At 44.1% G+C, this 23,864-nt stretch carries 17 protein-coding genes; 9 read left to right on the forward strand and 8 right to left on the reverse strand.

The genetic code is table 11. The features are described from left to right. Positions 1-184 precede the first annotated feature (184 nt). Positions 185-3,001 (forward strand): CHASE2 domain-containing protein, encoded by a 2,817-nt coding sequence (locus QUD05_RS32725; protein ID WP_289799683.1) that lies wholly within the window; start codon positions 185-187, stop codon positions 2,999-3,001. Further along, complete coding sequence (locus tag QUD05_RS32730) at positions 2,998-4,299, forward strand: hybrid sensor histidine kinase/response regulator (RefSeq protein WP_289799684.1); 1,302 nt, start codon at positions 2,998-3,000, stop codon at positions 4,297-4,299. The genes QUD05_RS32725 and QUD05_RS32730 overlap by 4 nt, the downstream gene beginning before the upstream one ends. 173 nt (positions 4,300-4,472) lie before the next feature. Here the strand turns inward: QUD05_RS32730 and QUD05_RS32735 are convergent, their stop codons facing one another. Then, positions 4,473-4,727 (reverse strand): hypothetical protein, encoded by a 255-nt coding sequence (locus QUD05_RS32735; RefSeq protein WP_289799685.1) that lies wholly within the window; start codon positions 4,725-4,727, stop codon positions 4,473-4,475. Between the two features lie 516 nt (positions 4,728-5,243). Further along, complete coding sequence (locus tag QUD05_RS32740; RefSeq protein ID WP_289799686.1) at positions 5,244-6,920, reverse strand: mechanosensitive ion channel; 1,677 nt, start codon at positions 6,918-6,920, stop codon at positions 5,244-5,246. 245 nt (positions 6,921-7,165) lie between these two features. On the opposite strand from QUD05_RS32740, the gene QUD05_RS32745 reads away from it, so the two are divergent. Beyond that, the gene (locus tag QUD05_RS32745) at positions 7,166-7,615 is read left to right on the forward strand and encodes an SRPBCC family protein (protein ID WP_289799687.1); all 450 of its coding nucleotides are present in this window, start codon (positions 7,166-7,168) and stop codon (positions 7,613-7,615) included. Positions 7,616-7,812: 197 nt separating this feature from the next. Here QUD05_RS32745 and QUD05_RS32750 read toward each other — a convergent pair whose 3' ends face one another. Next, entirely contained in the window at positions 7,813-8,637 is an 825-nt protein-coding gene (locus QUD05_RS32750) for a SirB1 family protein (protein WP_289799688.1), read from the reverse strand. A gap of 568 nt (positions 8,638-9,205) precedes the next feature. Here QUD05_RS32750 and atpD point away from each other — a divergent pair. From atpD to QUD05_RS32770, 4 genes are all read left to right on the forward strand, one after another. Then, the gene (gene atpD / locus QUD05_RS32755; RefSeq protein ID WP_289799689.1) at positions 9,206-10,654 is read left to right on the forward strand and encodes a F0F1 ATP synthase subunit beta; all 1,449 of its coding nucleotides are present in this window, start codon (positions 9,206-9,208) and stop codon (positions 10,652-10,654) included. Between the two features lie 132 nt (positions 10,655-10,786). Then, a complete protein-coding gene (gene atpC, locus QUD05_RS32760; protein ID WP_194041858.1) occupies positions 10,787-11,200 on the forward strand; it encodes an ATP synthase F1 subunit epsilon in 414 nt (137 codons plus the stop codon). Between the two features lie 297 nt (positions 11,201-11,497). Then, positions 11,498-13,603, forward strand: coding sequence for an SPFH domain-containing protein (locus QUD05_RS32765; RefSeq protein WP_289799690.1), 2,106 nt, complete (start codon positions 11,498-11,500; stop codon positions 13,601-13,603). Between the two features lie 404 nt (positions 13,604-14,007). Next, positions 14,008-15,789 (forward strand): serine/threonine-protein kinase, encoded by a 1,782-nt coding sequence (locus QUD05_RS32770; protein WP_289799691.1) that lies wholly within the window; start codon positions 14,008-14,010, stop codon positions 15,787-15,789. Between the two features lie 10 nt (positions 15,790-15,799). Here the strand turns inward: QUD05_RS32770 and QUD05_RS32775 are convergent, their stop codons facing one another. Then, entirely contained in the window at positions 15,800-16,099 is a 300-nt protein-coding gene (locus QUD05_RS32775) for a 30S ribosomal protein PSRP-3 (protein ID WP_094333099.1), read from the reverse strand. Between the two features lie 185 nt (positions 16,100-16,284). On the opposite strand from QUD05_RS32775, the gene QUD05_RS32780 reads away from it, so the two are divergent. Continuing rightward, positions 16,285-17,091, forward strand: a complete 807-nt coding sequence (locus QUD05_RS32780; RefSeq protein WP_289799692.1) for a TIGR01548 family HAD-type hydrolase — start codon at positions 16,285-16,287, stop codon at positions 17,089-17,091. Positions 17,092-17,349: 258 nt separating this feature from the next. Further along, a complete protein-coding gene (locus QUD05_RS32785; RefSeq protein WP_289799693.1) occupies positions 17,350-18,744 on the forward strand; it encodes a cytochrome P450 in 1,395 nt (464 codons plus the stop codon). Positions 18,745-18,946: 202 nt separating this feature from the next. Here the strand turns inward: QUD05_RS32785 and QUD05_RS32790 are convergent, their stop codons facing one another. From QUD05_RS32790 to ruvB, 4 genes are all read right to left on the reverse strand, one after another. Then, a complete protein-coding gene (locus QUD05_RS32790) occupies positions 18,947-20,203 on the reverse strand; it encodes an alpha-1,2-fucosyltransferase (protein WP_289799694.1) in 1,257 nt (418 codons plus the stop codon). Positions 20,204-20,289: 86 nt separating this feature from the next. Then, complete coding sequence (locus QUD05_RS32795; RefSeq protein ID WP_289799695.1) at positions 20,290-21,564, reverse strand: glycosyltransferase; 1,275 nt, start codon at positions 21,562-21,564, stop codon at positions 20,290-20,292. 11 nt (positions 21,565-21,575) lie between these two features. Further along, on the reverse strand, positions 21,576-22,379 hold the full coding sequence (locus QUD05_RS32800) for a tetratricopeptide repeat protein (protein ID WP_289799696.1): 804 nt from the start codon (positions 22,377-22,379) through the stop codon (positions 21,576-21,578). Positions 22,380-22,625: 246 nt separating this feature from the next. Then, positions 22,626-23,726 carry a Holliday junction branch migration DNA helicase RuvB gene (ruvB, locus tag QUD05_RS32805; RefSeq protein WP_289799697.1) on the reverse strand — a complete coding sequence of 367 codons (1,101 nt, stop codon included), beginning with the start codon at positions 23,724-23,726 and terminating at the stop codon, positions 22,626-22,628. Between the last annotated feature and the right edge of the window lie 138 nt (positions 23,727-23,864).

The raw sequence follows: 23,864 nt of genomic DNA on the forward strand, positions 1-23,864 counted from the left end.
TTTGGGCATTGGGCATGAGAAGAGACAAGGTAGACAAGGGAGAGGGGGGAGACAAAGAAGAAACTTGTTCAATAATTCCCCCTTGTACCCTTTGTTCCCCTCTTCTTACTTCCACCCAGTCCCCATTACCTCTTATCCCCAGAGGGAACCCTACCTTCCCCAATCCCCATTGCATGACACAAATATGTGGCGCAGATTCCAGGCTTTTATCCAAGGTACTCGCAGCGTTTTGATTATTACTCCCAGCGTTGCCTTGACTGTTATGGTTGGGCAATCGTTGGGACTTTTCAATTTACCGGAATGGAAAATTCGCGACGAATGGGTTCGTCAGCGATCTTCACAGGCGATGCCTATGGCGGGCTATGCCTACGCAGATGAGATTGTGATTGTTACAATCGATGAGCGCGATATCCAATCGGTGCGTAAATGGCCAGTTCCAGACTGGGCGCTGGCACGATTACTAGAAAAAATCCGGGCGCAGCAGCCTAGAGCCATTGGCTTGGATCTCTATCGAGATTTACCCGAAGGAAGCGGACACGAGCAACTTGTTCAAGTTTTTCGCAACACTCCCAATTTAATCGGAGTTGAGAAAATTACTGGCGAACGCGTCAATCCCCCACCAGAATTGAAAAAACAGGATCGGGTAGGATTAGCAGATTTAGTCTTGGATGGCGATCGCTTTGTACGTCGCGCCCTCTTGACAGCTGAAGATGCCAAAGAGAAAAACACCATTAAAGCCGGACTAGCAACCCTTGTAGCCCTAAAGTACCTCGAAGCTGAAAAAATTAGCTTAGAAAGCATTGACCCCCAAAAACAAAAGTTTCAGTTGGGTAAAGAAATTTACTTACCACTGCAAAATCAAGAAGCAGGTTATAACGATGCTGATTTAGGAGGCTATCAAATTCTGCTGAATTGGCATGGTTCAGAAGCCGCATTTCGGACAGTTGCGATGCGCGATGTGTTAACAGGGAAAATTCCGAGAGATTTGATGCGCGATCGCATGGTATTTATTGGGTCAATTGCCTCCAGTACCAATGATTTCTTCAGCACACCCTTCTCTTCGTGGATCTCTGCTCAAAAACCGACTCCAGGTGTGGTTGTTCATGCCAATATTGCTCATCAACTAGTACGAGGAGCAAAAACAGGAAATGCCACTCTGCACGGTGTTTCTGGCATTTTTCTGTCGTTGTGGATTGTTTTGTGGTCTGTCATTGGTTCTACGGGCAGTTGGTTATTATCTAGTAGCAAGCTGCGGATTCCCGGTGGCAAAATCCTTTGGGCAACTGTAAGTATCAGTGGAGGCTGTATATGGGGTGGCTATGGGATGTTTTTGCATGGTGTTTTAATTCCAATAACACCCGCTTTAGCCGCGTTTATCGGTAGTGTGATTGCAACAACTAATGCTTATAAACAGCGGAAGTTAGAAGAAACCAATCGCCAACTAGAAATTGCCAACAGTCAACTTTTGGATTATTCCAAAACCCTAGAGACAAAAGTCGAAGAACGCACTCATGAATTAGTCGAGGCAAAGCAAGCTGCCGATGCTGCCAATCAGGCCAAGAGTGAGTTTCTCGCCAACATGAGCCACGAACTACGTACACCTCTCAATGGCATCCTTGGTTTTGCCCAGGTACTAGAAGGATCGCCAAACATGACAGCTAAAAACCTAGAAGGGGTTAGCATTATCTACCAATGCGGATCGCACCTTTTGATGCTGATCAATGACATTCTCGATCTCTCGAAGATAGAAGCAAGAAAATTGGATTTGGTTGTTACGAGTGTGCATTTGCCCAGTTTTTTACATGGTGTGACTGAGATTTGTGGTATCCGGGCTGAACAAAAAGGAATTGGATTTAATATCTTAATTAGCGATCGCCTACCACTGGCCATTGAAGTTGATGAAAAACGCCTGCGGCAAGTGTTAATTAACTTACTGGGCAACGCGATCAAATTTACAGATAGCGGTAGCGTAACCTTCAAAGTGGAAGTCATTAGTCAAGAGTCTAAACAAATGACAAATGACAATGGACAAATGACACATCAAAAGATTCGTTTTCAGATTGAAGATACGGGTATTGGAATGTCACCAGACCAACTAGAGAAAATCTTTTTGCCTTTTGAGCAAGTGGGTGAAGCAGGACAGCGATCTGAAGGTACTGGCTTGGGGTTGGCGATTAGCCAAAGAATTGCGGCATTGATGGGAAGCCAAATTCAGGTACAGAGCCACTTAGGTGAAGGAAGTCTATTTTGGCTGGATTTGACAGTACCAGTACCACTTGCTCATGACTGGTATGGAGGAGCGATGTCTACGATGGGCACAGATACAGCCTCAACTCCTCAAAAAATTACCGGAATTCGGGGTAGTGCGCCTCAGATTCTAATTGTCGATGACGATCGCAACCACTGTTCTATGTTGACCAATCTGCTGCAAGAAATTGGCTGTCAAACCCTGGAAGCAACCGATGGCAAACATGGGCTAGAAGTAGCAATTGAACACAATCCAGATGTGATTCTACTCGATTTAGCCATGCCCAATATGGATGGTTTTGAGCTAATGGTTCATCTGCAAGCGAATCCCGAAACCCGTTCTATTCCCATTATTGTTTCTAGTGCTAGTGTCTTTGAGTCAAATCGCCAGCGGAGTTTAGAGGCAGGGGCAACAGCATTCTTATCCAAACCCCTCCAGATCGACGAACTACTTAATAGACTGCGATCGCTCTTGGGAGTGGAATGGATATATGCCGAATCTTCGCCTCCCAAAGGTGAGCAGATTACTGATAGTGAATTGATCCTACCATCCCAAGATGTTTTGCAACAACTCTATCATCTGGCAATGATGGGAGATATCTCGGCGATTGAGGGAATGTTAAAAGAACTAATTGAGGAAAACAGTCAACTAGCTCCCTTTGCAGCAGAGTTAAGCAAACTCACTGCCAATTTCCAAACCGGAAAAATCCGTAAGTTACTCAAATCATTTGTCACAACGGAGTTACATCCATGATCGCTGTTCCTATCTCGAAACCCATACATATTTTGTTAGTGGATGATAATCCAAACAATCTCAAGGTGCTATCGGAAGCGATTCAGAGGTGTGGCTGGAAAGCCCTCATGGCAACAGATGGAGAGTCAGCGATCGAACAAACAGAATATGCTCATCCCGATCTGATTCTCTTGGATGTGATGATGGCAGGTATTGATGGATTTGAAACTTGTCGCAGACTGAAAACCAATCCTATCACTCACAATATTCCAGTAATTTTCATGACTGCCCTATCCGATTCTACAGACAAGGTGGCGGGATTGGAAATAGGTGCAGTTGACTACATTACCAAACCCTTCCAACACGAAGAAGTCATTGCCCGTTTAAAGTTACACCTCAAAATTTCCCATCTCACGCGCACATTAGAAGAACGCGTGCAAGAACGCACCGCAGAATTAACTCAATCTCTACAGCAGTTACAGCAAACCCAACTACAAATGATCCAGAGTGAAAAAATGTCCACTTTAGGGCAGATGGTTGCAGGTATTGGTCATGAAATTAATAATCCGGTTGGTTTTGTTGGTGGAAATTTATCTTATATTGAGGAACATGTAAATAATCTACTTCGCCTGGTGAGCCTGCAACAGGAGAAGCTAACGCAACCAGACTCGGAAATTCAAGAGCTTCTTGAAGAAATTGACTTGGAGTATCTAGCAGAGGATCTGCCAAAACTACTGGCATCAATGCACCAAGGAATTACCCGTCTTAAAGATATCAGTCTCTCTTTGAGAACTTTTACTCGCGCAGATATTTCATCTCAGGTGGAGTTTCAGATTCACGAAGGAATCGATAGCACCTTAATGCTGTTGAAACATCGACTAAAAGGTAATGGCGATCGCACTAAAATCCAGGTTGTCACACAATATGGTGATTTACCCCCAATCAGTTGCTATCCCGGACAACTGAACCAGGTGTTCATGAATATCATCGCCAATGCCATTGATGCATTTGATGAACTCCATCAAAACAATTGCGATCGAAATATTGCTGCTTGCCCGAACATCATCACTATTACCACATCGTTTGATCCCCAACAAAAAACCGTTACAATTTGCATCCAAGATAACGGTCCCGGTATGCTTACTGAGGTGCAATCTCGAATTTTTGATCAATCTTTCACAACCAAGGCTGTGGGCAAGGGAACCGGGCTGGGATTAGCGATTAGCTACCAAATTATTGTTGACAAACACAACGGACAAGTTAACTGCTTGTCAACACCTGGTGAGGGAACAAAATTTATTATTACTCTGCCAATGTAACTGAATATACATGATTTTTATTATAAATTCCGTAACTCAACATAACCCAATACAGTTCATATAAGCCCAAAACACTTGTAGATAAGACGAGTTATCGCGTCTAAAAAAACCAAAATTTTTGCCAGTAGCCCTTAACTAAACCCTATTACCAAATCAAATCCAATACAATTCAATTAAGAAAAGCGGAAATTGTCAACACCTACTTCCCAAAGAATATTATCAGCAGCATTCGATCCACCTTGGGAACGTGGATTGATGTGGCTACCATGCTTATCTCTAAGAAATTGACGAATTGTATATTCTTTACCTCCAAGCTTTGATGTGCCAGGAATTTTCTCAAAAAGCTTCATGACATCTGCATCAGAGCGAGGTAAGTCTCCCACCCGAACACCAGCACGATATCTTAGCCTATTGGCAATCTTGGGCATCTCTTGGGCTAATTCGGCAGCTGTCTTTGGTAAATTTTGCTATGTTATGTCATGTCCGCTTGATTACTTACTAAACCCCAAGAACCCCACCCCGCCAAAGCTGCGCTTTGTCTCCCCTCCCGAAGAGCGGGGAGGGGCTGGGGGTGGGGTGCAATGACTCTGGGAATCATAACTAAATTATGCGGACATGATATTACTTTTAAAAACTTAGCTATTTTAGCAGTTTCACTTCTTCAGTCCGATTGCTCTCTGCTTTCCATTATTTTTGTAGCTTACCAATTTGAAATCTGCTATATCTCTTGTTTCTGAAAGCGATCGCCGATTATTACCATTGAGCTTCAGAACTCGGAACTTGAGCTTTAGAACTCAAAACGTCAAATTCTCTACTCAAACTCCGAGTTTCTCAGCTCTAGCTTTCAACCTCTTAAGCAAAATTGCCGATAGATTTTCTGCACTATTGATGCTTACGGCTGCACTTTTCCAGATTTACAGATAAAATTGCGCCTTCATCAATTGTTAGTTTCTACCTTTGAAAGAGTTTAGCCATTCTTGAACTTGCTCTCTTGCAATATCGCGCCCTCCAAGACCAAAGGCTAGGGCAATAGCAACTGCGATCGCACCCAGTAAAAGTCCAAAGGCTAAATTCACAATATCACTGGCAACTCCAATCTGTTGCAGTGCCATTGCAGAAACTAAGGCAATAATTGCAATCCGCGCCACTTGTCCCAAAATCTGGGCTTGACGTTCGCCGGAACTGGTAATGATGTTAAAAGCCAGATTTGCCAGGAATAAGCCAACGGCAAAGATTACCAATCCCGCCAAAATCCGCCCGAATATAATCACAATACCAGACACTAATGCTGTGAGAGCTGGAATATTCAAGATATTCACCGCCGCCACTGTGGCAAACAGCATGATCCCCACTAAGGCAACAATGCCTACAATTTCCGATGGAGTACGGGTTGTAATCGGCTCAACTGTTGGTTCTGTGGAAATGACGATTCGTCTGCTGGGTGTTGTCAGACCCAAAATAGTGAAAATGTTATTAAACCCTAAATTGGTGAGGATACTTGTAACCAAGTCCGCGATAAACCGCCCGACGAAATAGGCAACAATCAAAATTGCCACCGCTGTAAAGATGGCAGGTAGGGCATTGAGAACCTGTTGCAGCATAGCGATCGCAGGTATTGAGATCGCATCAATTCGCAAGGCATTCAGCGCTGCGATCGCTACAGGAATCAGAATCAAAACATAGACAATTGTGCCGATGATACTCGATAGAGGTTGCACCCCCGCAGCTGAAGATAATCCTAAGCGACTACCTAAATGGTCAAGACCAGTTGTCGCCAGCAAGTTCGTCACAATCCGCCGTACTACATTAGCGATGAACCAGCCAACTACAGCAATCAAGATCGCCGCTAAAATGTTCGGCAGAATTAGCAGAACTTCTGTAATTAGAGCTTGTACTGGTTGTAAAGCCTGCCTGAGTCCGAGAGTATCTAAAACTGGGGCGAGAAACAGTAAAAATATAAACCAATACAGAGCATTGCCAATCGTCTCACTCAAAGACAGCTGATTCAGGCTGGGCGCTCTGTCTTCTGGTTCTGGATTCAAACGCTCATCTAGGTTAAATGCCTGTAATGATCGCACAGTGATAATCTTCACAATGGTCGCCAACAACCAGGCTACTCCCAAAAGGATTCCTGCACCAACCAACTTTGGCAAAAAGCCAATAAGTTGATTGAGGAAATTATTGAGGGGACGAGAGGCAATTTCCAGATCCAATGTCTGTAAAACAGCTACCGCTGTCAATAGGAGAATACTCCAAAAGACTATGCCGGAGATGAATTTCTCCACTTGGGGAACATCTTGACGACCTGTTATCCCTGCGGCAATGCGGTTATCTATGTTTGTACGATTGAGGATTCCTCGCGTCAGTGCTGCTGCGATCGCTGCAATGAGCCAACCTACTAATAAAATTGCTACCGCCCCCAAAAGACGAGGCGTAAACAGAATCAACTGTTGTACAATACCTTGCACATCAGCGATTCCTTGATTCACTGCTGGTTGTATTGGTTGTAGGCTGGGCGATGATTGTGCTAAAAATTGCTGCACCCTTGTGGATAAACTAACTCCGTAGGCGTAGCCCGTCGTAGACATCACCTGGGTTATTTCTTGCCAAGTTGTGTTCATGGTTTTCGGGAATTATGTTTAAGTATTCGCCGCAAACACTGAGTCAGTGTTTTGCCTATCAATTTACCAGTAAAAACATACATATTTACTCATATTTGATTTAATCTACGGGGATTGGGCATAAGGGGCAGAAATGCGGAGGGAAAAACTTACTGCAACTTCTCCCCTGCTCCCTTGCTCCCTCATCTTCCACTGCGCTGAATTTTGCGTTACTCTAATTGCAGCAACAGCATCAAAGATGTGGAATGTCCCAAGTTTTGGAACAATCGATTCAAATTAATGCTACAGCTACGGTGGTGGAGCGCTGTCTTAGCGATTTAGCTCTCATGCACCGTTGGCTCAACCCCGTTCTTCGTTGCGAACCTATGGGCGAAGCTTGGAGTACCGATGTCGGCAGTAAAAGTCGTTTTATTATTCAAATTCCTCTAATAAAACCCACTTTGAATAGCGTAGTTGTAGAACGACAACCGGGTTTAGTAGTTTGGGAATTTCAGGGATTTTTTCAAGGGCGCGATCGCTGGGAATGTCAACCCACAGAAAAGGGAACGCTTTTACTCAATCGCTTTGAGTACGATATCCCTAACCCCTTAGTAAGTTGGGGCTTCAACACTTTTGCTGCATCTTGGACGAAAGAAGATATGCAAGCCCAACTGCGCCGCCTCAAACGAGTCGCAGAAGAAGAAAATAATTCGTAATATTTCGGCTGCGCTCAATACAAGTTCGTAATTCGTAATTGGGCAGAAGAGGCAGAGGGGCAGAGGGGCAGAGGGGAAAAACTTACTGCAACTTCTCCCCTGCTCCCCTGCTCCTTGGTCACTGAGCGTAGCCGTTGGCGTTCGCGTTAGCGTCTCTGAAAGAGAAGCCTCTCGTAGAGAAGTGCTGCTCCCCTGCCCTACTTCTCTTTACCCAATTCCGTAAGTAGCCGCCGAATCACAGATGCATCCTCGGCATCTGGAACTTTTGCTAAATAGTTTTGTAAATCGTCTACGGCTTGGGGATAATAACCGAGTTGATAGTAGATCAAACCGCGATCGCGCAATTCTAAAGTTAAACCAGGAAACAGCAACAAAATTCGTTCAACTGCTGCCAGCGTTTTTTCTAACTCTTGCTGTTTAAGGTAAATAAATTTTAAATTTGTCAACATCCGGGCCAAAAATTGCCGATTACTAACTACAGCTAAAAATTCTGGTTGTAGCGTCACAGGTTGCTGATAAAGTTGAGACAGGCGTTCTTCGCAATCTTGGGCAAATATTATTTCACCACCATTGAAAGCATCCACAAAAATCTCGATATCAGGAATATCTGGGCGGATCAGGAAATGTCCTGGCATCCCTATACCCACCATCGGAAAATCAATCCGTCGAGCAACTTCCAGGTAAAGCAACGCTAAGGTAATGGGAATCCCTAATCTGCGATCGATTACATCATTGAAAAAGCTGTTGCGCGGGTCGTAATAGTCAATTTTATTACCAGAAAATTTTAAATCATCGTAGAGATACTGATTAATACTTTGAACTATCCGCAAAGGATATCGTGAATCAGGCAGGCGTTCTTGAAGTTCCCAAGCCATTGTATCAAGGGCGTTGAGATATTCTTCTGCATCTAGATTGGGATATTCTTCTTGTGCAATATACAAAGCTGCCTTTGCCAAATCAATGCGCTCGTCAGACTGCTGAATCTCTTGGTAAAAATATTGTCGTGCTGACGAGAAATTCATAAGCTGTTGCTCGGTGTAAGTGTGAGGATGAAGCCGCAGCTACGACTAACCCAGGCATCGCAGCTTGGCCAAAAGCTGTTTTTTGTATCTATCTTCATCTTATGGATATTCAGAAGTTTTGGAAATGTAGTTTATGGATAGCTTTATATATCTATTACTAACTAACTTTTAGCAAATGCTGTGTTGGTGATGTCTTCGATGGGCTGTACCCATGCAAGGCACATGATGTAATACAAATATGAATTATTTCAAGGCAAAAGCTAGGTATCAAATATCTAGCTTTTTGCCTGCAAGTGTAAACATCTAAGTAATCTAGGACATCAGTACTTTTTGCTACATGCGTTAGATATGGGGCGATCGCATCTAAAAAAGGAGATTAGGGATAAACTAGAGCCTATCCCGTCAATCTAGTCAAGATGGGGACTACAACCATAGCCACCAAACACCTTTTTAAGGAATTACTAAGAGAGTTATGTCCCCGTCCGGTGCTAGAGTGAAAGGTGACATTTCTTATTCTTATGTCTTCTCCGACCTTATCTGAAATCTAGCTTCAATCATTAGGCGCAGCATGGTCACAACCGCAGAAAAAACAAACATTGGCTACATTACCCAAATCATTGGCCCAGTTGTAGACGTTAAATTTCCCGGCGGGAAATTGCCACAAATCTACAACGCTTTGAAAATCGTTGGCACCAACGAAGCTGGACAGGAAATCAACATCACCGTTGAAGTACAGCAACTGCTGGGCGACAACCAAGTGCGGACTGTTGCGATGAGTTCCACCGAAGGCTTAGTGCGCGGTTTTGAAGTCACCGATACAGGCGCTCCCATTAACGTGCCAGTTGGTAAAGCCACTTTAGGTCGAATTTTTAACGTCCTTGGCGAACCTGTGGACAACAAAGGCCCTGTAAATGCTGAGGCAAGTTTACCCATCCACCGCTCTGCTCCCAAATTCACCGACCTGGAAACTAAACCTTCCGTGTTCGAGACTGGGATTAAAGTTGTTGACCTTCTGACTCCCTATCGACGCGGCGGTAAGATTGGTCTGTTCGGCGGTGCTGGTGTTGGTAAGACCGTGATCATGATGGAGTTGATCAACAACATCGCTACTCAGCACGGTGGAGTATCCGTTTTTGCTGGTGTGGGTGAACGTACCCGTGAAGGCAATGACCTCTACAATGAAATGATTGAATCTGGGGTTATCAACAAAGACAACCTCAACGAATCAAAAATTGCTCTAGTCTACGGTCAAATGAACGAGCCACCCGGAGCCAGAATGCGGGTTGGTCTTTCGGGATTGACAGTAGCAGAATACTTCCGTGATGTGAACAAGCAGGATGTGCTGTTGTTTATTGACAACATTTTCCGGTTTGTCCAAGCAGGTTCGGAAGTATCAGCGCTACTAGGTCGGATGCCTTCAGCGGTGGGATATCAGCCCACATTGGGAACCGACGTAGGTGAACTGCAAGAGCGAATTACCTCGACTACAGAAGGTTCGATTACCTCCATTCAAGCAGTATACGTACCTGCGGATGACCTCACAGACCCCGCACCTGCTACTACCTTCGCCCACTTGGACGGAACCACAGTACTGTCTCGCGGTTTGGCTGCTAAGGGAATTTATCCCGCAGTTGATCCCCTTGGTTCAACTTCCACTATGCTCCAACCAAACATTGTAGGTGAAGAACACTACAATACTGCGCGGGCGGTGCAATCAACTCTGCAACGTTATAAAGAACTCCAAGACATTATCGCCATTCTCGGTCTAGATGAATTGTCTGAAGAAGACCGTCTCATCGTAGCGCGGGCCCGGAAAGTTGAGCGTTTCTTGTCTCAGCCGTTCTTTGTGGCAGAAGTATTCACTGGTTCTCCTGGTAAGTACGTGAAGTTGGAAGACACCATTAAAGGGTTCCAAAAGATTCTGTCTGGTGAGTTAGACGCTCTACCAGAACAGGCTTTCTACTTGGTTGGCGATATTAACGAAGCGATCGCCAAAGCTGAAAAAATCAAAGGTTAGTCATTAGTCACTTGTACTGAGCGAAGCCGAAGTATTGGTCATTAGTCATTAGTCATTAGTTCAAGTGCTAATGACTAATGGCAATTACAAAAGACAAAGGACAAAGGACGAAGGACAAAGGACAAAAGACAAATGACATTAACCGTTCGTGTAATTTCCCCAGATAAAACAGTCTGGGATGCTCCAGCTGAAGAAGTCGTTTTGCCTAGCACTACTGGTCAACTAGGTATCCTAACTGGACACGCACCACTTTTGACCGCTCTAGATACTGGTGTCATGCGAGTTCGTGGCGCTAAAAATCAGAATTGGGAAGCGATCGCTCTTTTGGGTGGCTTTGCCGAAGTCGAAGAAAATGAAGTGACAATTCTGGTTAACGGCGCTGAACGTGGCGACAAAATTAACCTTGATGAAGCTCGTACTGCTTATAACCAAGCAGAAACACGTCTAAGTCAAGTTTCCGCAGACGATCGCCAAGCCCAAATTCAGGCAACCCAAGCCTTCAAACGCGCCCGCGCTCGGTTTCAAGCTGCTGGCGGTTCGGTCTAATTTAACTTTATATTTCCACTTTGTAGGTTGGGCAATGTTCAACCTACAAAATATTTATTCAGAAGAACTCAGGAGTCAGGAGCCAGAATTCAGTATAAATTCTGTACGGATGCTAAAACTCTATCCCTTCACGGATAGAGAATTCTGAATTCTGTTAGCGCAGCGGGGCGTAGCCCATTCTTAATTCTGACTCCTTGTTTATTAAATTTTAAAAAAATTACGCCAAGTTTAAGAAATCGAGCCAAGCTTTGATGAAGTGTTAACTTAACTAATTAGTTGCCCAAATGGGCACAAATTATGAAAAGCATTTCATCTTTGCTTGGTACGTGTAAACAAAATAAAGTAGCTCGTTTTGCAGCATCTGTGGTAGCAACGTTAGCAATTGCTGGTAGTGTTCACTCTGCCAATGCTACTTCTGTCAAAATAACTACTGCAAAAGAAATTACTTCAGCGACTGCCCAGCTAAATCAGACCACACCAAATATTACCCAGTTACAAACGAGCAGGACTCAATATCAAGCTGCTGGACTTGATCCAGTTGTAGTGGTTCCCATTCTACTTGTTGGCGGTTTAGTCATATTCGTCCCCCTATTCTTTGGCGGGCTTGTAGTTATTGGCGAACGGGAAGTTGGCATTGTAGTTAGAAAATTTACCCTTTCCGGGCGTGGACTCCCCGCTGGTAGTTTGATTGCCCTCAACGGCGAAGCTGGCTTACAGGCAGATACTTTAGCTCCTGGTTGGCACTGGGGCTATTGGCCTTGGCAGTATTCTGTAAAAAAAGAACCAGTAATTGTCGTTCCCCAAGGGGAAATCGCTTTGATTGTAGCGGCAGATGGCGCATCCAACCCACCAGAGCGGATTTTGGGTAAAATCGTGGGTTGTGACAACTTCCAAGATGCTCGAAAATTCCTCACCCAAGGCGGCGAAAAAGGGCGGCAAATGGGTTTTCTTACGGCTGGTACGTACAGGATTAATACCGCCTTGTTTAAAGTCATCATGGCATCAAATGCCAGCGCTCATGGCATGACTCCAGAACAGTTGCGGGTGTATAGTCTGGCATCTGACAAAGTTGGCATCGTCACTACTTTAGATGGCATACCAATTTCTGCTGGTGAACTCGCAGGCCCGATAATTGACGGACACGACAACTTCCAAAATGGTCAGAAATTTATTAATGGGGGTGGGCGGCGAGGTTTACAAGAACAAACCTTGCTTTCTGGTTCTTGGAACTTGAATCCTTGGTTTGTCCAAGTTGAGCAAGTGCCGATGACGGAAATTCCCATTGGGTATGTAGGTGTGGTGATTTCTTTCGTGGGTAAGGCACATCAAGATGTCAGCGGTGCAGCTTTCACCCACGGTAATTTGGTGAATCAAGGACATAAAGGTGTGTGGGTCGAACCGCTATATCCTGGTAAGCACCCGATTAATTCTCGAATTATGAAGATTGAACTCGTGCCAACGACCAACATCGTCTTAAACTGGTCAGGTCGGACTGAACGCCACAGTTATGATGCTAAACTGGCTTCTTTAACGGTGCGATCGCGTGATGGGTTTGCCTTTGATTTGGAAGTAGCACAAATTATCCATGTGGGTGCTTTAGATGCGCCGAAGGTAATTTCTCGTGTTGGTGCTATGCAAAATCTCGTAGACCATGTATTAGAACCGACCATCGGTAATTATTTCCGCAACTCAGCCCAAGACTATACTGTACTAGACTTTCTCACCGCTCGGAGCGAACGCCAAGCTGAGGCTGCTGAGTATATTAAAACAGCATTGCGGGCTTATGACGTGCAAGCGATCGACACCCTCATTGGTGATATTCAGCCACCAGCATCGTTAATGCAGACACAGACAGACCGGAAAATTGCCGAAGAAGAACGCAAGACTTATGAAGTCCAGCAAATGGCGCAAACCCAACGGCAGCAGCTTGTTCGGGAGACGGCACTCGCTAATATTCAGCAAGAAATGGTGAAATCAGAGCAGAGTGTGCATATAGCTGACCTTAAAGCCCAAGCTCAAATTAAGCAGGCGAACGGTGAAGCTGAGGGTACAAAACTCCGGGCAATTGCTGAGGCTGAAGGTATTCGCGCCACAGGTAACGCCAAAGCTGAAACCTACCGCGCTGGTGTGGAAGCCTTGGGGCCACAAGGTTATACAGCAATGCAACTAATGCAGATTATAGGCGATCGCAATGTCCGTTTGATTCCAGATGTCTTAGTTGGCAGTAATGGCAGCAATAACGGCTTAGTGGATGGGCTACTATCGATGATTTTATGGAATCAAACTGGTAAGGGTGAATTGACACCAACACCTTTGCATCCACAACCAGTAGTTACTAAAGCACAACCAACCTCAGAAAACGGTTATCCACCTATAGTTGTGAATTTTCCTGAAGATAAGTAACATCAGGAACATTTGGTAGGCGCACACAGCCATCATTGGTGTTTAAGCTAAAACTCTTGGCTGCATGAGTTTTGCCCTCAGCCCCAGCCCCTAAATTGGGAGAGGGGAGCAAATTCTCCAATTCCCCTTCTCCCATGTTGGGAGAAGGGGTTAGGGGATGAGGGCAACTCTAGAACGCTTGCTACTACGATAAACGTAATTTAAAACGATATTTTATTGTGGGGTAATATCATGTCCGCCAAATTACCCATAATAAAATAACCCTACCCCCAACCCCCTCCCCGCCTGCGGGGAGGGGAGACAAAGCACAGCTTTGGCGGGGTGGGGTTCTTCGGGTTTAATAAGCAATCAAGCGGACATGATATAAGCCGGAAAGCCTACCCTGTAAATATGGCGGAGAAATTTTGCTTTTACAAGAACGTTATCGTTTAATCAAGCAGATTAGTAAAGGGGGATTCTGTAAAACCTTCCTCGCTGTAGATGAAGGCCAGTTTCCTCCAATTCCTTGCGTTGTGCAAGAATTATTGCTGGAATCCGAAACATTTAAAAATTTTCAGCAAAAGGCGCACAAGCTAGAGGAATTAGGAAAGCATCCCCAAATTCCCGCTTTATTAAATTATTTTCAGCATAACGGGCATTTTTATTTAGTGCAGGAGTTTATTGCAGGCACTAATTTAGCTCAGGTGGTTGAAGAAGAAGGCGCTTTTAATGAAACTCAGATTTGGCAACTGTTAGAAGATGTGTTGCCAGTTTTGCAGTTTATGAGCGATCGCAAGATTATCCACCGCGATATCAAACCCCAAAATATCATCCGTAGATCCCCAATTAGCAAGAAGGGGGATTTTTTCATAGTTGATTTTAGCACTGCGAAAATTATTACAGAAATCGATCGCTTAACATCTGAAACCAGTATCGGCAGTCCAGAATATGCTGCACCAGAACAAACAAGAGGAAAAGCGGTTTTTGCGAGTGATTTATATAGCTTGGGTGTAACTTGTATTTACTTACTGACCCAGATTTCTCCCTTTGATTTATATGATATTGCAAATGATTGTTGGGTCTGGCAACAATATCTTACTACCAAAGTTAGCGATGTCTGGCGACAAGACTCAAAAAGTCTACGCTTGTCCCAAATCCTCGACAAGCTGCTGCAAAACGCTGTTAACCGTCGCTTTCAATCGGCTGATGAAGTTATGCAAGCAATGGGTATGGAATGTAAAACTCAAAATTTTAAATTACCAACTCCTCCTTGGCGATGCTTGCATACTCTAAGTGGAGATTCTGGTGCGTTGAGTAGGGTGAATACCATTGCCATTAGTCCAGACAGTCACACTTTAGCCAGTGGTAGTGATGACAAAAACATCAAGTTGTGGGATTTAAATAATAAAAAAGTCCTAGCTAGCTTATCAGGACATTCCCAAGCTGTAAAATCAGTTGCCTTCAGTCCTGATGGTCAAATTCTGGCAACTGCTAGCGATGATAAAACTATTAAATTGTGGCAGATTGAGACATTAAAAGAAATCTGCACCCTCTTGGGACACTCACACGCGGTAAAATCAGTTGCTTTTAGTCCAGATGGGCAGATTCTCGCTAGTGGTAGCTGGGATAAGACAATCAAACTTTGGGATGTCAATACTGGCACAGAAATTTGCACCATAACTGGACACCAATTACAGGTAAATTCAGTAGCATTTAGTCCCCAAGGACAGCTTTTAGCTAGCGCTAGTTATGACAGAACAATTCGCTTGTGGCAGATAGAAGGTTCCCCAAGAGAATTTCAAAACCGCCCATGCTATAGCTTGTTAAGCACCCTTTCGGGTCATGCATGGGCGGTTTTGACAGTCGCTTTTAGTCCCGATGGGAAAATTTTGGCGACGGGTAGTGATGATAACACTATTAAGTTATGGGAGGTAAACACGGGTCAGCTAATTTGCACACTTGTAGGCCATTCTTGGTCTGTGGTGGCTGTGGCTTTTACTGCCGATGGCGAAACGCTCCTAAGTGCAAGTTGCGACAAAACAGTTAAACTTTGGAGGGTAAGCACAGCAGAAGAGATTGTTACTCTCTCTGGTCATGTAGACACAGTATCTGCTGTTGCTGTGAGCAAAGTTACACAATTAATTGCAAGCGGCAGCCGGGACAAGACTATCAAACTGTGGCAGCTTGTAGAACAGGACAATAGCTAATTTTGTAATATCAAGCGCTACCTGTAAAGGCAACTTCTGGAAATTTCAACTGAGCTTCTGCCATTGGACGGTTTCTGCCTTCCTCTTGCCAGTAGTTAATCACTTCTGTCGCTTTGTTAAGCAACTCAACCCGATCCAGATCAGTAATCCAATGTTTGGACTCTAATTCCTTTTTTAACTCTTCCCAGGCATCATTTCTGGGCCAAAAAAAGTACTTAGTCAAGGGACTGGTGCCTTTGCCTACAACTTGATCCACTGCGAGAGCAACGTTCTCGTCTAACCACAAAATTTTCAAAATAAACTTGGTCAATCACACCTCCGGGAATTTCCGGGCATTATTTAACAAGGATAGCGATCGCTTATTTTAACGCAATACCCTATCAAATGACCAAACATTCAGGAGCGCTGTTAGCGTTAGTGGGGCGTTTAGCCCGTGCTAAGTACCAAGTGCCTAAGCGCATTATGATAATTTAAAACTCTTTTGCTTCCTACCCCATGACTCAACTCACTTCTACAAAAGCGATCGTTGTTTTCGATATTGATGGCGTTGTGCGCGATGTTAGCGGTTCCTATCGCCGGGCGATCGCAGATACCGTAGAATATTTTACTACCCAAGCATATCGTCCAACCCCACTGGATATTGACCAATTGAAGTCTGAAGGCGTGTGGAATAACGATTGGGAAGCATCACAGGAATTAATTTACCGCTACTTTGAAACCCAAAAACAGAGCCGTGAACAACTGCAACTAGATTACACTGCGATCGTTGCNTTTTTTCAATCCAGTTACCGCGGCCCTGACCCAAATAATTTTACTGGGTATATCTGTAATGAACCTTTATTATTGCAACCCAGCTATTTAGAGCAACTTACCGAAGCGGGGATTGCATGGGGATTTTTTAGTGGTGCAACTCGTGCTTCTGCGAACTACGTCTTAGAAAAACGGCTGGGTTTGGCATCTCCAGTGTTGATTGCGATGGAAGATGCACCGGGGAAACCTGATCCTACGGGACTTTTCGCTACAGTTCGGGAGTTAGATAATGGAATTGAGGAAAGATTAGCGATCGTGTATGTGGGAGATACGGTAGCAGATATGTATACCGTCGAGAAAGCGCGGAGTCTAGATTCTTCTCGCCCTTGGATTGGTGTAGGCGTTTTACCGCCCCATGTCCAGGAAACAGCAGCGCGTAGTGATGCATACAGTGAGACACTAATAGCAGCAGGAGCAGCAGTAGTTTTGCGTAATGTGCAGGAATTGACTCCAAGACAGATTCAAAAATTGTTGACATACTCACTGCCCTGAAGGGTCGGTGATTCTGGAGTAATAAGTAATAAGTAATGAGTAATGAGTAAATACCCATTTTTCATCCACTCATTACTCATTACTCATTTAAAGTCCTGTCACCGATGATAAAAAGCTCGTCTTCAAAGGACGGGGCTTCAGACCCAAGTTTTTGGTGAGTTCATCTCCCCAATTTGTGGTCTAAGATTAATCAAGCTACGGGTGCATGAATGACTGACTGATAACAATCTTGCTTTAATCATTGGGAGATTAATAAAAATGTCTGCACTTAAACTGCCTAACGGCCCTCAAACTCACCCTTGGGTACAGACGTATCAATGGCTGACTAATCCTTTAGAATACCTAGAAGACTGTGCTAAACGTTATGGTGATATCTTCACCCTTCAGCTAGGACAAAATTCTCCTGCTCAAGTTTTCATTAGCAATCCCCAAGCGATTCAGCAGATTTTTACTACAGATCCAAAACAGTTAGACTCTGGTGAGCCAGCAGGGATTAGATCGCCTTTATTAGGACGCCAATCACTACTGGCGTTGGAAGGAAAGCCTCATCAGCGACAACGAAAGCTATTGACACCACCCTTACATGGGGAACGAATGCTAGCTTATGGTGAATTAATCCGCGACATCACTCAGCAAGTGATTAATCAGTGGCAGGTTGGAGAAACCTTTGCAGTTCTGCCTTCTATGCAAGCAATCTCTTTCCAAGTGATTTTGAAGGCTGTATTTGGTCTAGAAGATGGGCCACGTTATGAAAAACTCAATGAACTCCTAATTACAATCCTAAATCCCAAAATCCCCATATTAAGAACAATTCTGCTTCTTTTCCCAGCAATGCGACGGGATTTAGGAGCGTGGAGTCCTTGGGGAAAATACTTGCGTTTACGGCAGCAAATCGATCAACTCATCTACGCCCAGATTCAAGAACGCAAAGCACAACCCGATCCATCTCGGACTGATATTCTATCTTTGATGATGGCTGCTCGTGATGAGGCGGGAGAGCCGATGACAGACTTGGAATTACGTGATGAACTGATGACGCTATTAGTGGCGGGTCACGAAACTACTGCAACTTCCTTATCATGGGCCCTGTACTGGATTCATCATCTACCACAGGTGCGTGAAAAACTGCTGCAAGAACTAGATAAGTTGGGTGAACAACCAGATCCAAACGCTATTTTCCGATTGCCTTATTTGAATGCTGTCTGTTCTGAAACCCTACGCCTTTACCCAGTGGCGATATCGGCACTAAATCGAGTGGTCAAATCACCGCTACAAATTGGAGAATACAACTTTGAACCTGGTACTTTGCTCAATCCCTCTATTTATTTGACCCATCATCGAGAAGATTTATATCCTGAGTCGAAGCAATTTAAGCCAGAGCGTTTTCTGGAACGGCAATTTTCTCCTTATGAGTATTTACCCTTTGGTGGCGGCAACCGTCGCTGTATTGGTATGGCATTTGCCTTGTTTGAGATGAAATTGGTGTTGGCAAAAGTGCTGTCTCACTGGAAGATGGAACTGGCTGATAGTAAACCTGTGCAACCAGTACGTAAGGGTTTGCTATTTAGCCCAGCAGGTGGTGTGAAGATGGTGGTAAAGGGGAAACGCCAGCAAAATCAGTCTGTTTTGCAGACAAGTTCTAGTTTAGCGTGAAGAGTGAGAGAATGTGATGGCATGGGGTGGGAGCGATCGCACATAGCATTTTATGTTTGACTAGATAAACAGGTTTGCCTATATAGTAACGAGTTGTTCAATAATATCAATGGCTCGACTTGCCTCGCCTACCTTGCTGTGATCCATATAAGCCCTTTTTAATGCAGCTTAATTAATTCTCAAAGATGAGCAAAAAACTGTACTATTTAGAGCTAAGTAAACCCGGTTTTTTCCATAAAGAATCCCAACCTAATGTATACAATAAGCTCTTAACTATACCTAAAATACCTTGGATTTGGTAACCCAAGTATGCTCGAAGTTGCAACCCTTTGATCCGGCTCTTAGGAACATAGATAAATATGGATTTGAGCATTATCCATATCCCTTGGGTGATATATGTAACATACAAAATATCAACCAAACTTTTGAAGAATTTAGGTTCTTTACCCCCTAACCGTAACAGTGGTTCACTATTCCAAGGATCAAAAGCTATGAACTTTGTAGAAAAATCCCAATGGGGACGGATAAAAGTTTCTCCACCCTCGTTAAGCATACAAGCGGCAAAGCTAAAGACGCTATTGCTAATACATACTATGTCACAGTTGCTCAACATGAAAAAGTCTATGTAGAACTCTATATTTAACTCTTTCATTTCTTCTGGCAAATTTACATCCAAATCTCTCGAAGTCACAGGAGAAAATTTTTCAAATTCTGGAAGAATGCTGTCGATATCATCGCTGCAAAGAAAGAGAATCGGTTCTTCTAAGTTTTCCCATATCTCATCTAGCCATTCACAATACCATTTTGCAGGAAATACTAACGTAAAACTAGCCCTAACCTCTGCAATATAATCACCTCGGCGTAAGTGAATTCCAATGATTGTTTTACCTTTAGAACGGAGAATATTTAGAGTATTGACCAACGGAATTTTTAGCTCCTGAACGGGCTGGAAGAGCGAACGAAAGTATTCTTTGTATGGCGCTAGTAAATGGGTTGGTAATTGGAAGAAACCCCAGATATCGACGTTAGCAAGACCCTCTTCTAGAGCTTCTGAACCCACATAGGAACTTTTCGCATCAGCAAGTTTTTCAAGATAAGGGATAAATTCTGGAATAATCTCAAATAAACTTTCTCTAAAATTGCAGGACTCAATTGCAGGAGGTAAGCGCTTGGAAATGGGGGCATCCTTATGACCAAAGAGAGTTTGTCCAATCCAAGGAGGAGACTCTACTCTTGCTCCATTTTTTTTTGCACAGATTCTCAGAAAAGCATACTGGAATAGCTGATTACCGAATCGCCCAAACTGTCCAAGAGAGGACATTGTTAGAACTGGCTCTTTAGCACTTATGACATCATTTGTACGAGAGTCTTTAGTATCTTCAGCATCTTGTTTGAAAGTGTCAAATACGCTAAATACCCTATCTGTTTCGCTTTTAGTGGTATATTTCAATTTTTCCATTGCATTCTCTAAGGTATTACTAACTACTATTTAGCGCCAAATTCTACAGTTACTATAAAAACTGAGAAATATCGTTATTACTTTGTTTAAGCCAAGACAGGCTTACCTGTAGATACGGCCTGCTCAATAATATCAGCCGCTCGATTTACCCCCCCAGCCGCGAGAGTAGCTGCTTGTAATCTGAGCGCATTCTGTTTATAAGATTCTTCTGCCAACACCCGCTTGATAGCATTTTTCAATCGGGGAACATTCAGTTTTTTGAGAGTGATAAGCTCACCCGCCCCTGTCCAAGCAATCCGCGCTGCTACTCCTGGCTGGTCATTAGCAACTGGAATCGCCACCATTGGCACTCCTTTTTTGAGACATTCCATTGTTGTATTCATTCCCGCATGAGTAATCATGAGGGTGGCTTTCTCCAGCACTTCTAATTGAGGTGCATACTCAACTACTAAAGGATTTCCTGCCAAGTGTGGTAGTGATTCTGGTTTAGCAGAACCCCCCAGAGAAATCACTAACTGAGCATCCAAATCTTCACAAGCTGAAGCAATAGTCTGAAAAACCCAAATCAGACGGTTTTGCAATGTTCCCATCGAAGCGTAAATTAATGGTTTCCCTGTCAATTTTTCATAAGGGAAAGAAACAGTTGCTCGACTGGCTGAAGTATGATAGCTTCCCGTGAAATGGAACCAAGGAGGTAATTCTTCTCTGGGAAATTCAAACTCAGCAGGTGCATTACTTATTTGAGCAAGTGGAGAGTAACTATCTTTAAGACTAGAGTACAGGGGTAATTTCCACTCTCGACGATATTCATTGATCAAATCTTGAAGTGGTTTGACGACGTTATTCTGTAACGTGTAACCCATTTGGTTGCGTAAGCGTCCCCACCCAGATGGGTTATAGTTCCAAGTTGTGAAAAAAGGAGGAATGCTAGGTTCTCGATTCAGCACCACGGCGCTGCATACAGTAATAAAAGGAATTTTCAGAAACTCGGCAATTGTCCCTCCCTCTACTGAACTTTGGTTTACTAGCAAAGCTTCTACGCCTGCTGCTTTAATTGCTGCTGGAGCCTCTTGGAGTGTCACAGATGAAACACGCTTCAGCAGGTCAATAGTGTATCGCAACGCAGCCAATCCACGCAGTTGACCCAATTTAGCAAAGGTTTCTGCTGTTGAGCCAGGAATAAAATCTTTTTCACCAATTGCTTGGAATTCTATTCCTGCTGCCAGTACCTTAGATTGAGTATCGAGTGAGCCAAAGAAGGTGACGCGATGCCCACGCCGTTGAAGTTCCTGTCCCAAGGGAAGCATGGTGTTGAGGGGGCCGGTTGCTGCACCAGGACAGATGATACCAAAATGAGTCATGATAAACGCCTCTACTTGATTTTCAAGAACTTATCCAAAGCTGTAACTAGGCTGGGAGCCAANCGGCGGATATTTTTTACCCAGTCGATATCCTTGTAGCGGCTATCAAGTCCATAAGCTGCTACCCAGTTGCTTTCGGCTTCACCTTGTTCTCCATTTACCCAATATGCAGCTGTGAGAGCGGCACGCACATCAGCAAACTTGGAGTATTTACGGGCGATATTTCGCATTTCGCGGATTGCTTGCTCTTTTTGACCAGTTTCATACAGAGCGAGGGCGTAGTTAGCACGGGCGAAGGCAAAATTTGGGGCTATCTCATTAGATTTTTTATAGTCTGCGATCGCATCTTCCCATTTTCCTAAACCTGTTTTGGCATTGCCGCGATTGTTATATGCCATCGCATCGTTAGGATCGAGTTCTAAGACATGATTATAATCTGCGATCGCATCATCCCATTTTCCCATCCCTTCCAACGCCGCACCCCGATTTAAATATGGATCGGTGACATTTGGTGCTAGTTCTATGGCTTTGTTATAATCTGCCAACGCCTCTGGCAATTTATTCTGACTCACCCGCGAATTTCCCCGGTTACTCCACGCCCCGGCATTCGTAGGAAATTGCTCAATAATCTTTGTCCAGTAAGTTTCAGCCGTAGCAAAGTCACCTTGATTCGTCGCTATAAACGCTTGATTTGCCCACTCATCACCTTGTTTTAACTGTTCTTGAGTAATGGGCGGCTGAGATTGTGCCATAACTGGAGTACCCCAGCCAAACACAAGTAACAGACTGAGAAAAATACCAATCAATTTAATCATCTAGGTTTACCTAATTTGTTCTTTGTCATTTGTCATTGAGTATGGGGCAGAGGAATGGAGTTCAAAGGCTCATTTACGAGTATCAATGCCTAATGCCCAATGCCCAATGCCCCTCAAGAGTGCTGAGTGGGGCAGAAGGGAGAATAACTCCTAACTTTTAACTCCTAACTCCTAACTCCTAACTCCTAACTCCTAACTCCTAACTCCTAACTCATTACTCAGCACTGTTTTGCCCAACCCCCATAATTACAATAATGACAACTGTTCATTAGGCGGCGTGAATCCCAAATGCTTATATGCTGCCTTAGTCGCCATCCTTCCACGATGAGTCCGAGTTAAATACCCAATTTGCATGAGGTAAGGTTCGTACACCTCTTCAATTGTTTGAGTATCTTCACCTGTAGCTGCTGCCATTGTTTCTAAACCTACGGGCCCGCCGTTAAATTGTTCAATTATCACACTTAACATTTGGCGATCTGTCCAATCTAAACCGCAAGGATCTACTTGGAATAGTTGCAATGCTTCGGATGCAATGGTTTCATTAATTTCCCCAGATATTTTTACTTCCGCATAATCACGCACACGCTTTAGTAACCTATTAGCAATACGTGGTGTTCCGCGGGAACGACAGGCAATTTCTGTGGCTCCATCTTCTGTGATCGGGGTTTTGAGTAATTGAGCGGTTCGCAGTACAATTTGAGTCAGCTCGTCAACTTCGTAAAATCGGAGTTTTTGAATTAAACCAAAGCGATCGCGCAGTGGTGAAGTTAAAGCACCCACACGGGTTGTAGCCCCTACTAGGGTAAACTTTGATAGCGGCAAACTTCTGATCCGAGCGCTAGAACCCTTACCAATAGTAATATCTAAGCGATAATCTTCCATTGCTGGATAGAGAATTTCCTCCGTCATCCGTGAGAGGCGATGAATCTCATCCACAAATAAGATATCTCCTGGTTTCATGTTCACCAGTAGCCCAACAATATCTCGTGGACGTTCTAGGGCTGGCGCACTGGTAATTTTATAATTTACCCCCATTTCCGATGCTAAAATCATTGCCATTGTGGTTTTGCCCAATCCTGGCGGCCCATACAGCAGCAAGTGATCCAGTACCTCACCACGAGACTTGGCTGCTTTGATGGCAATATCTAACACATCCTTTAAATCTTTTTGCCCAATGTAATCAGCAAATCGGTGTGGTCGAATACCTTCTTCTTGCTGTTCTTGCTCATCAATAGCAGCTTCAGGCTTCAAAATATTTTCTGTGGATGGTGCTTTCGCCGACTCTCGACGCTGTTTTGGTTCTCCGTTGGGTTCTGGAGGCTGTTTTTTCGATGAGATTATCGCCATAATTCAGCTATCTACTTTATAAGGGACTAGGGAGTGGGGGAGGCAGGGAGGCAGAGGGGCATGGGAGCAGGGGAGGCAGGGTGACAAAAGTTAGACCCTTGTCCCCAATTCTCTTTGTCCCCTTGTCCTCTGCCTCCC

The sequence above is a fragment of the Nostoc sp. GT001 genome (genome assembly GCF_030382115.1).
Taxonomy (GTDB): domain Bacteria; phylum Cyanobacteriota; class Cyanobacteriia; order Cyanobacteriales; family Nostocaceae; genus Nostoc.

Bases quoted from the DNA above. Each gene is read 5' to 3' on its own strand.
- QUD05_RS32725 (WP_289799683.1), top strand. From the start codon at position 185: ATGTGGCGCAGATTCCAGGCTTTTATCCAAGGTACTCGCAGCGTTTTG.
- QUD05_RS32730 (WP_289799684.1), top strand. From the start codon at position 2,998: ATGATCGCTGTTCCTATCTCGAAACCCATACATATTTTGTTAGTGGAT.
- QUD05_RS32735 (WP_289799685.1), bottom strand. From the start codon at position 4,727: ATGCCCAAGATTGCCAATAGGCTAAGATATCGTGCTGGTGTTCGGGTG.
- QUD05_RS32740 (WP_289799686.1), bottom strand. From the start codon at position 6,920: ATGAACACAACTTGGCAAGAAATAACCCAGGTGATGTCTACGACGGGC.
- QUD05_RS32745 (WP_289799687.1), top strand. From the start codon at position 7,166: ATGTCCCAAGTTTTGGAACAATCGATTCAAATTAATGCTACAGCTACG.
- QUD05_RS32750 (WP_289799688.1), bottom strand. From the start codon at position 8,637: ATGAATTTCTCGTCAGCACGACAATATTTTTACCAAGAGATTCAGCAG.
- atpD (WP_289799689.1), top strand. From the start codon at position 9,206: ATGGTCACAACCGCAGAAAAAACAAACATTGGCTACATTACCCAAATC.
- atpC (WP_194041858.1), top strand. From the start codon at position 10,787: ATGACATTAACCGTTCGTGTAATTTCCCCAGATAAAACAGTCTGGGAT.
- QUD05_RS32765 (WP_289799690.1), top strand. From the start codon at position 11,498: ATGAAAAGCATTTCATCTTTGCTTGGTACGTGTAAACAAAATAAAGTA.
- QUD05_RS32785 (WP_289799693.1), top strand. From the start codon at position 17,350: ATGTCTGCACTTAAACTGCCTAACGGCCCTCAAACTCACCCTTGGGTA.
- QUD05_RS32790 (WP_289799694.1), bottom strand. From the start codon at position 20,203: ATGGAAAAATTGAAATATACCACTAAAAGCGAAACAGATAGGGTATTT.
- QUD05_RS32795 (WP_289799695.1), bottom strand. From the start codon at position 21,564: ATGACTCATTTTGGTATCATCTGTCCTGGTGCAGCAACCGGCCCCCTC.
- ruvB (WP_289799697.1), bottom strand. From the start codon at position 23,726: ATGGCGATAATCTCATCGAAAAAACAGCCTCCAGAACCCAACGGAGAA.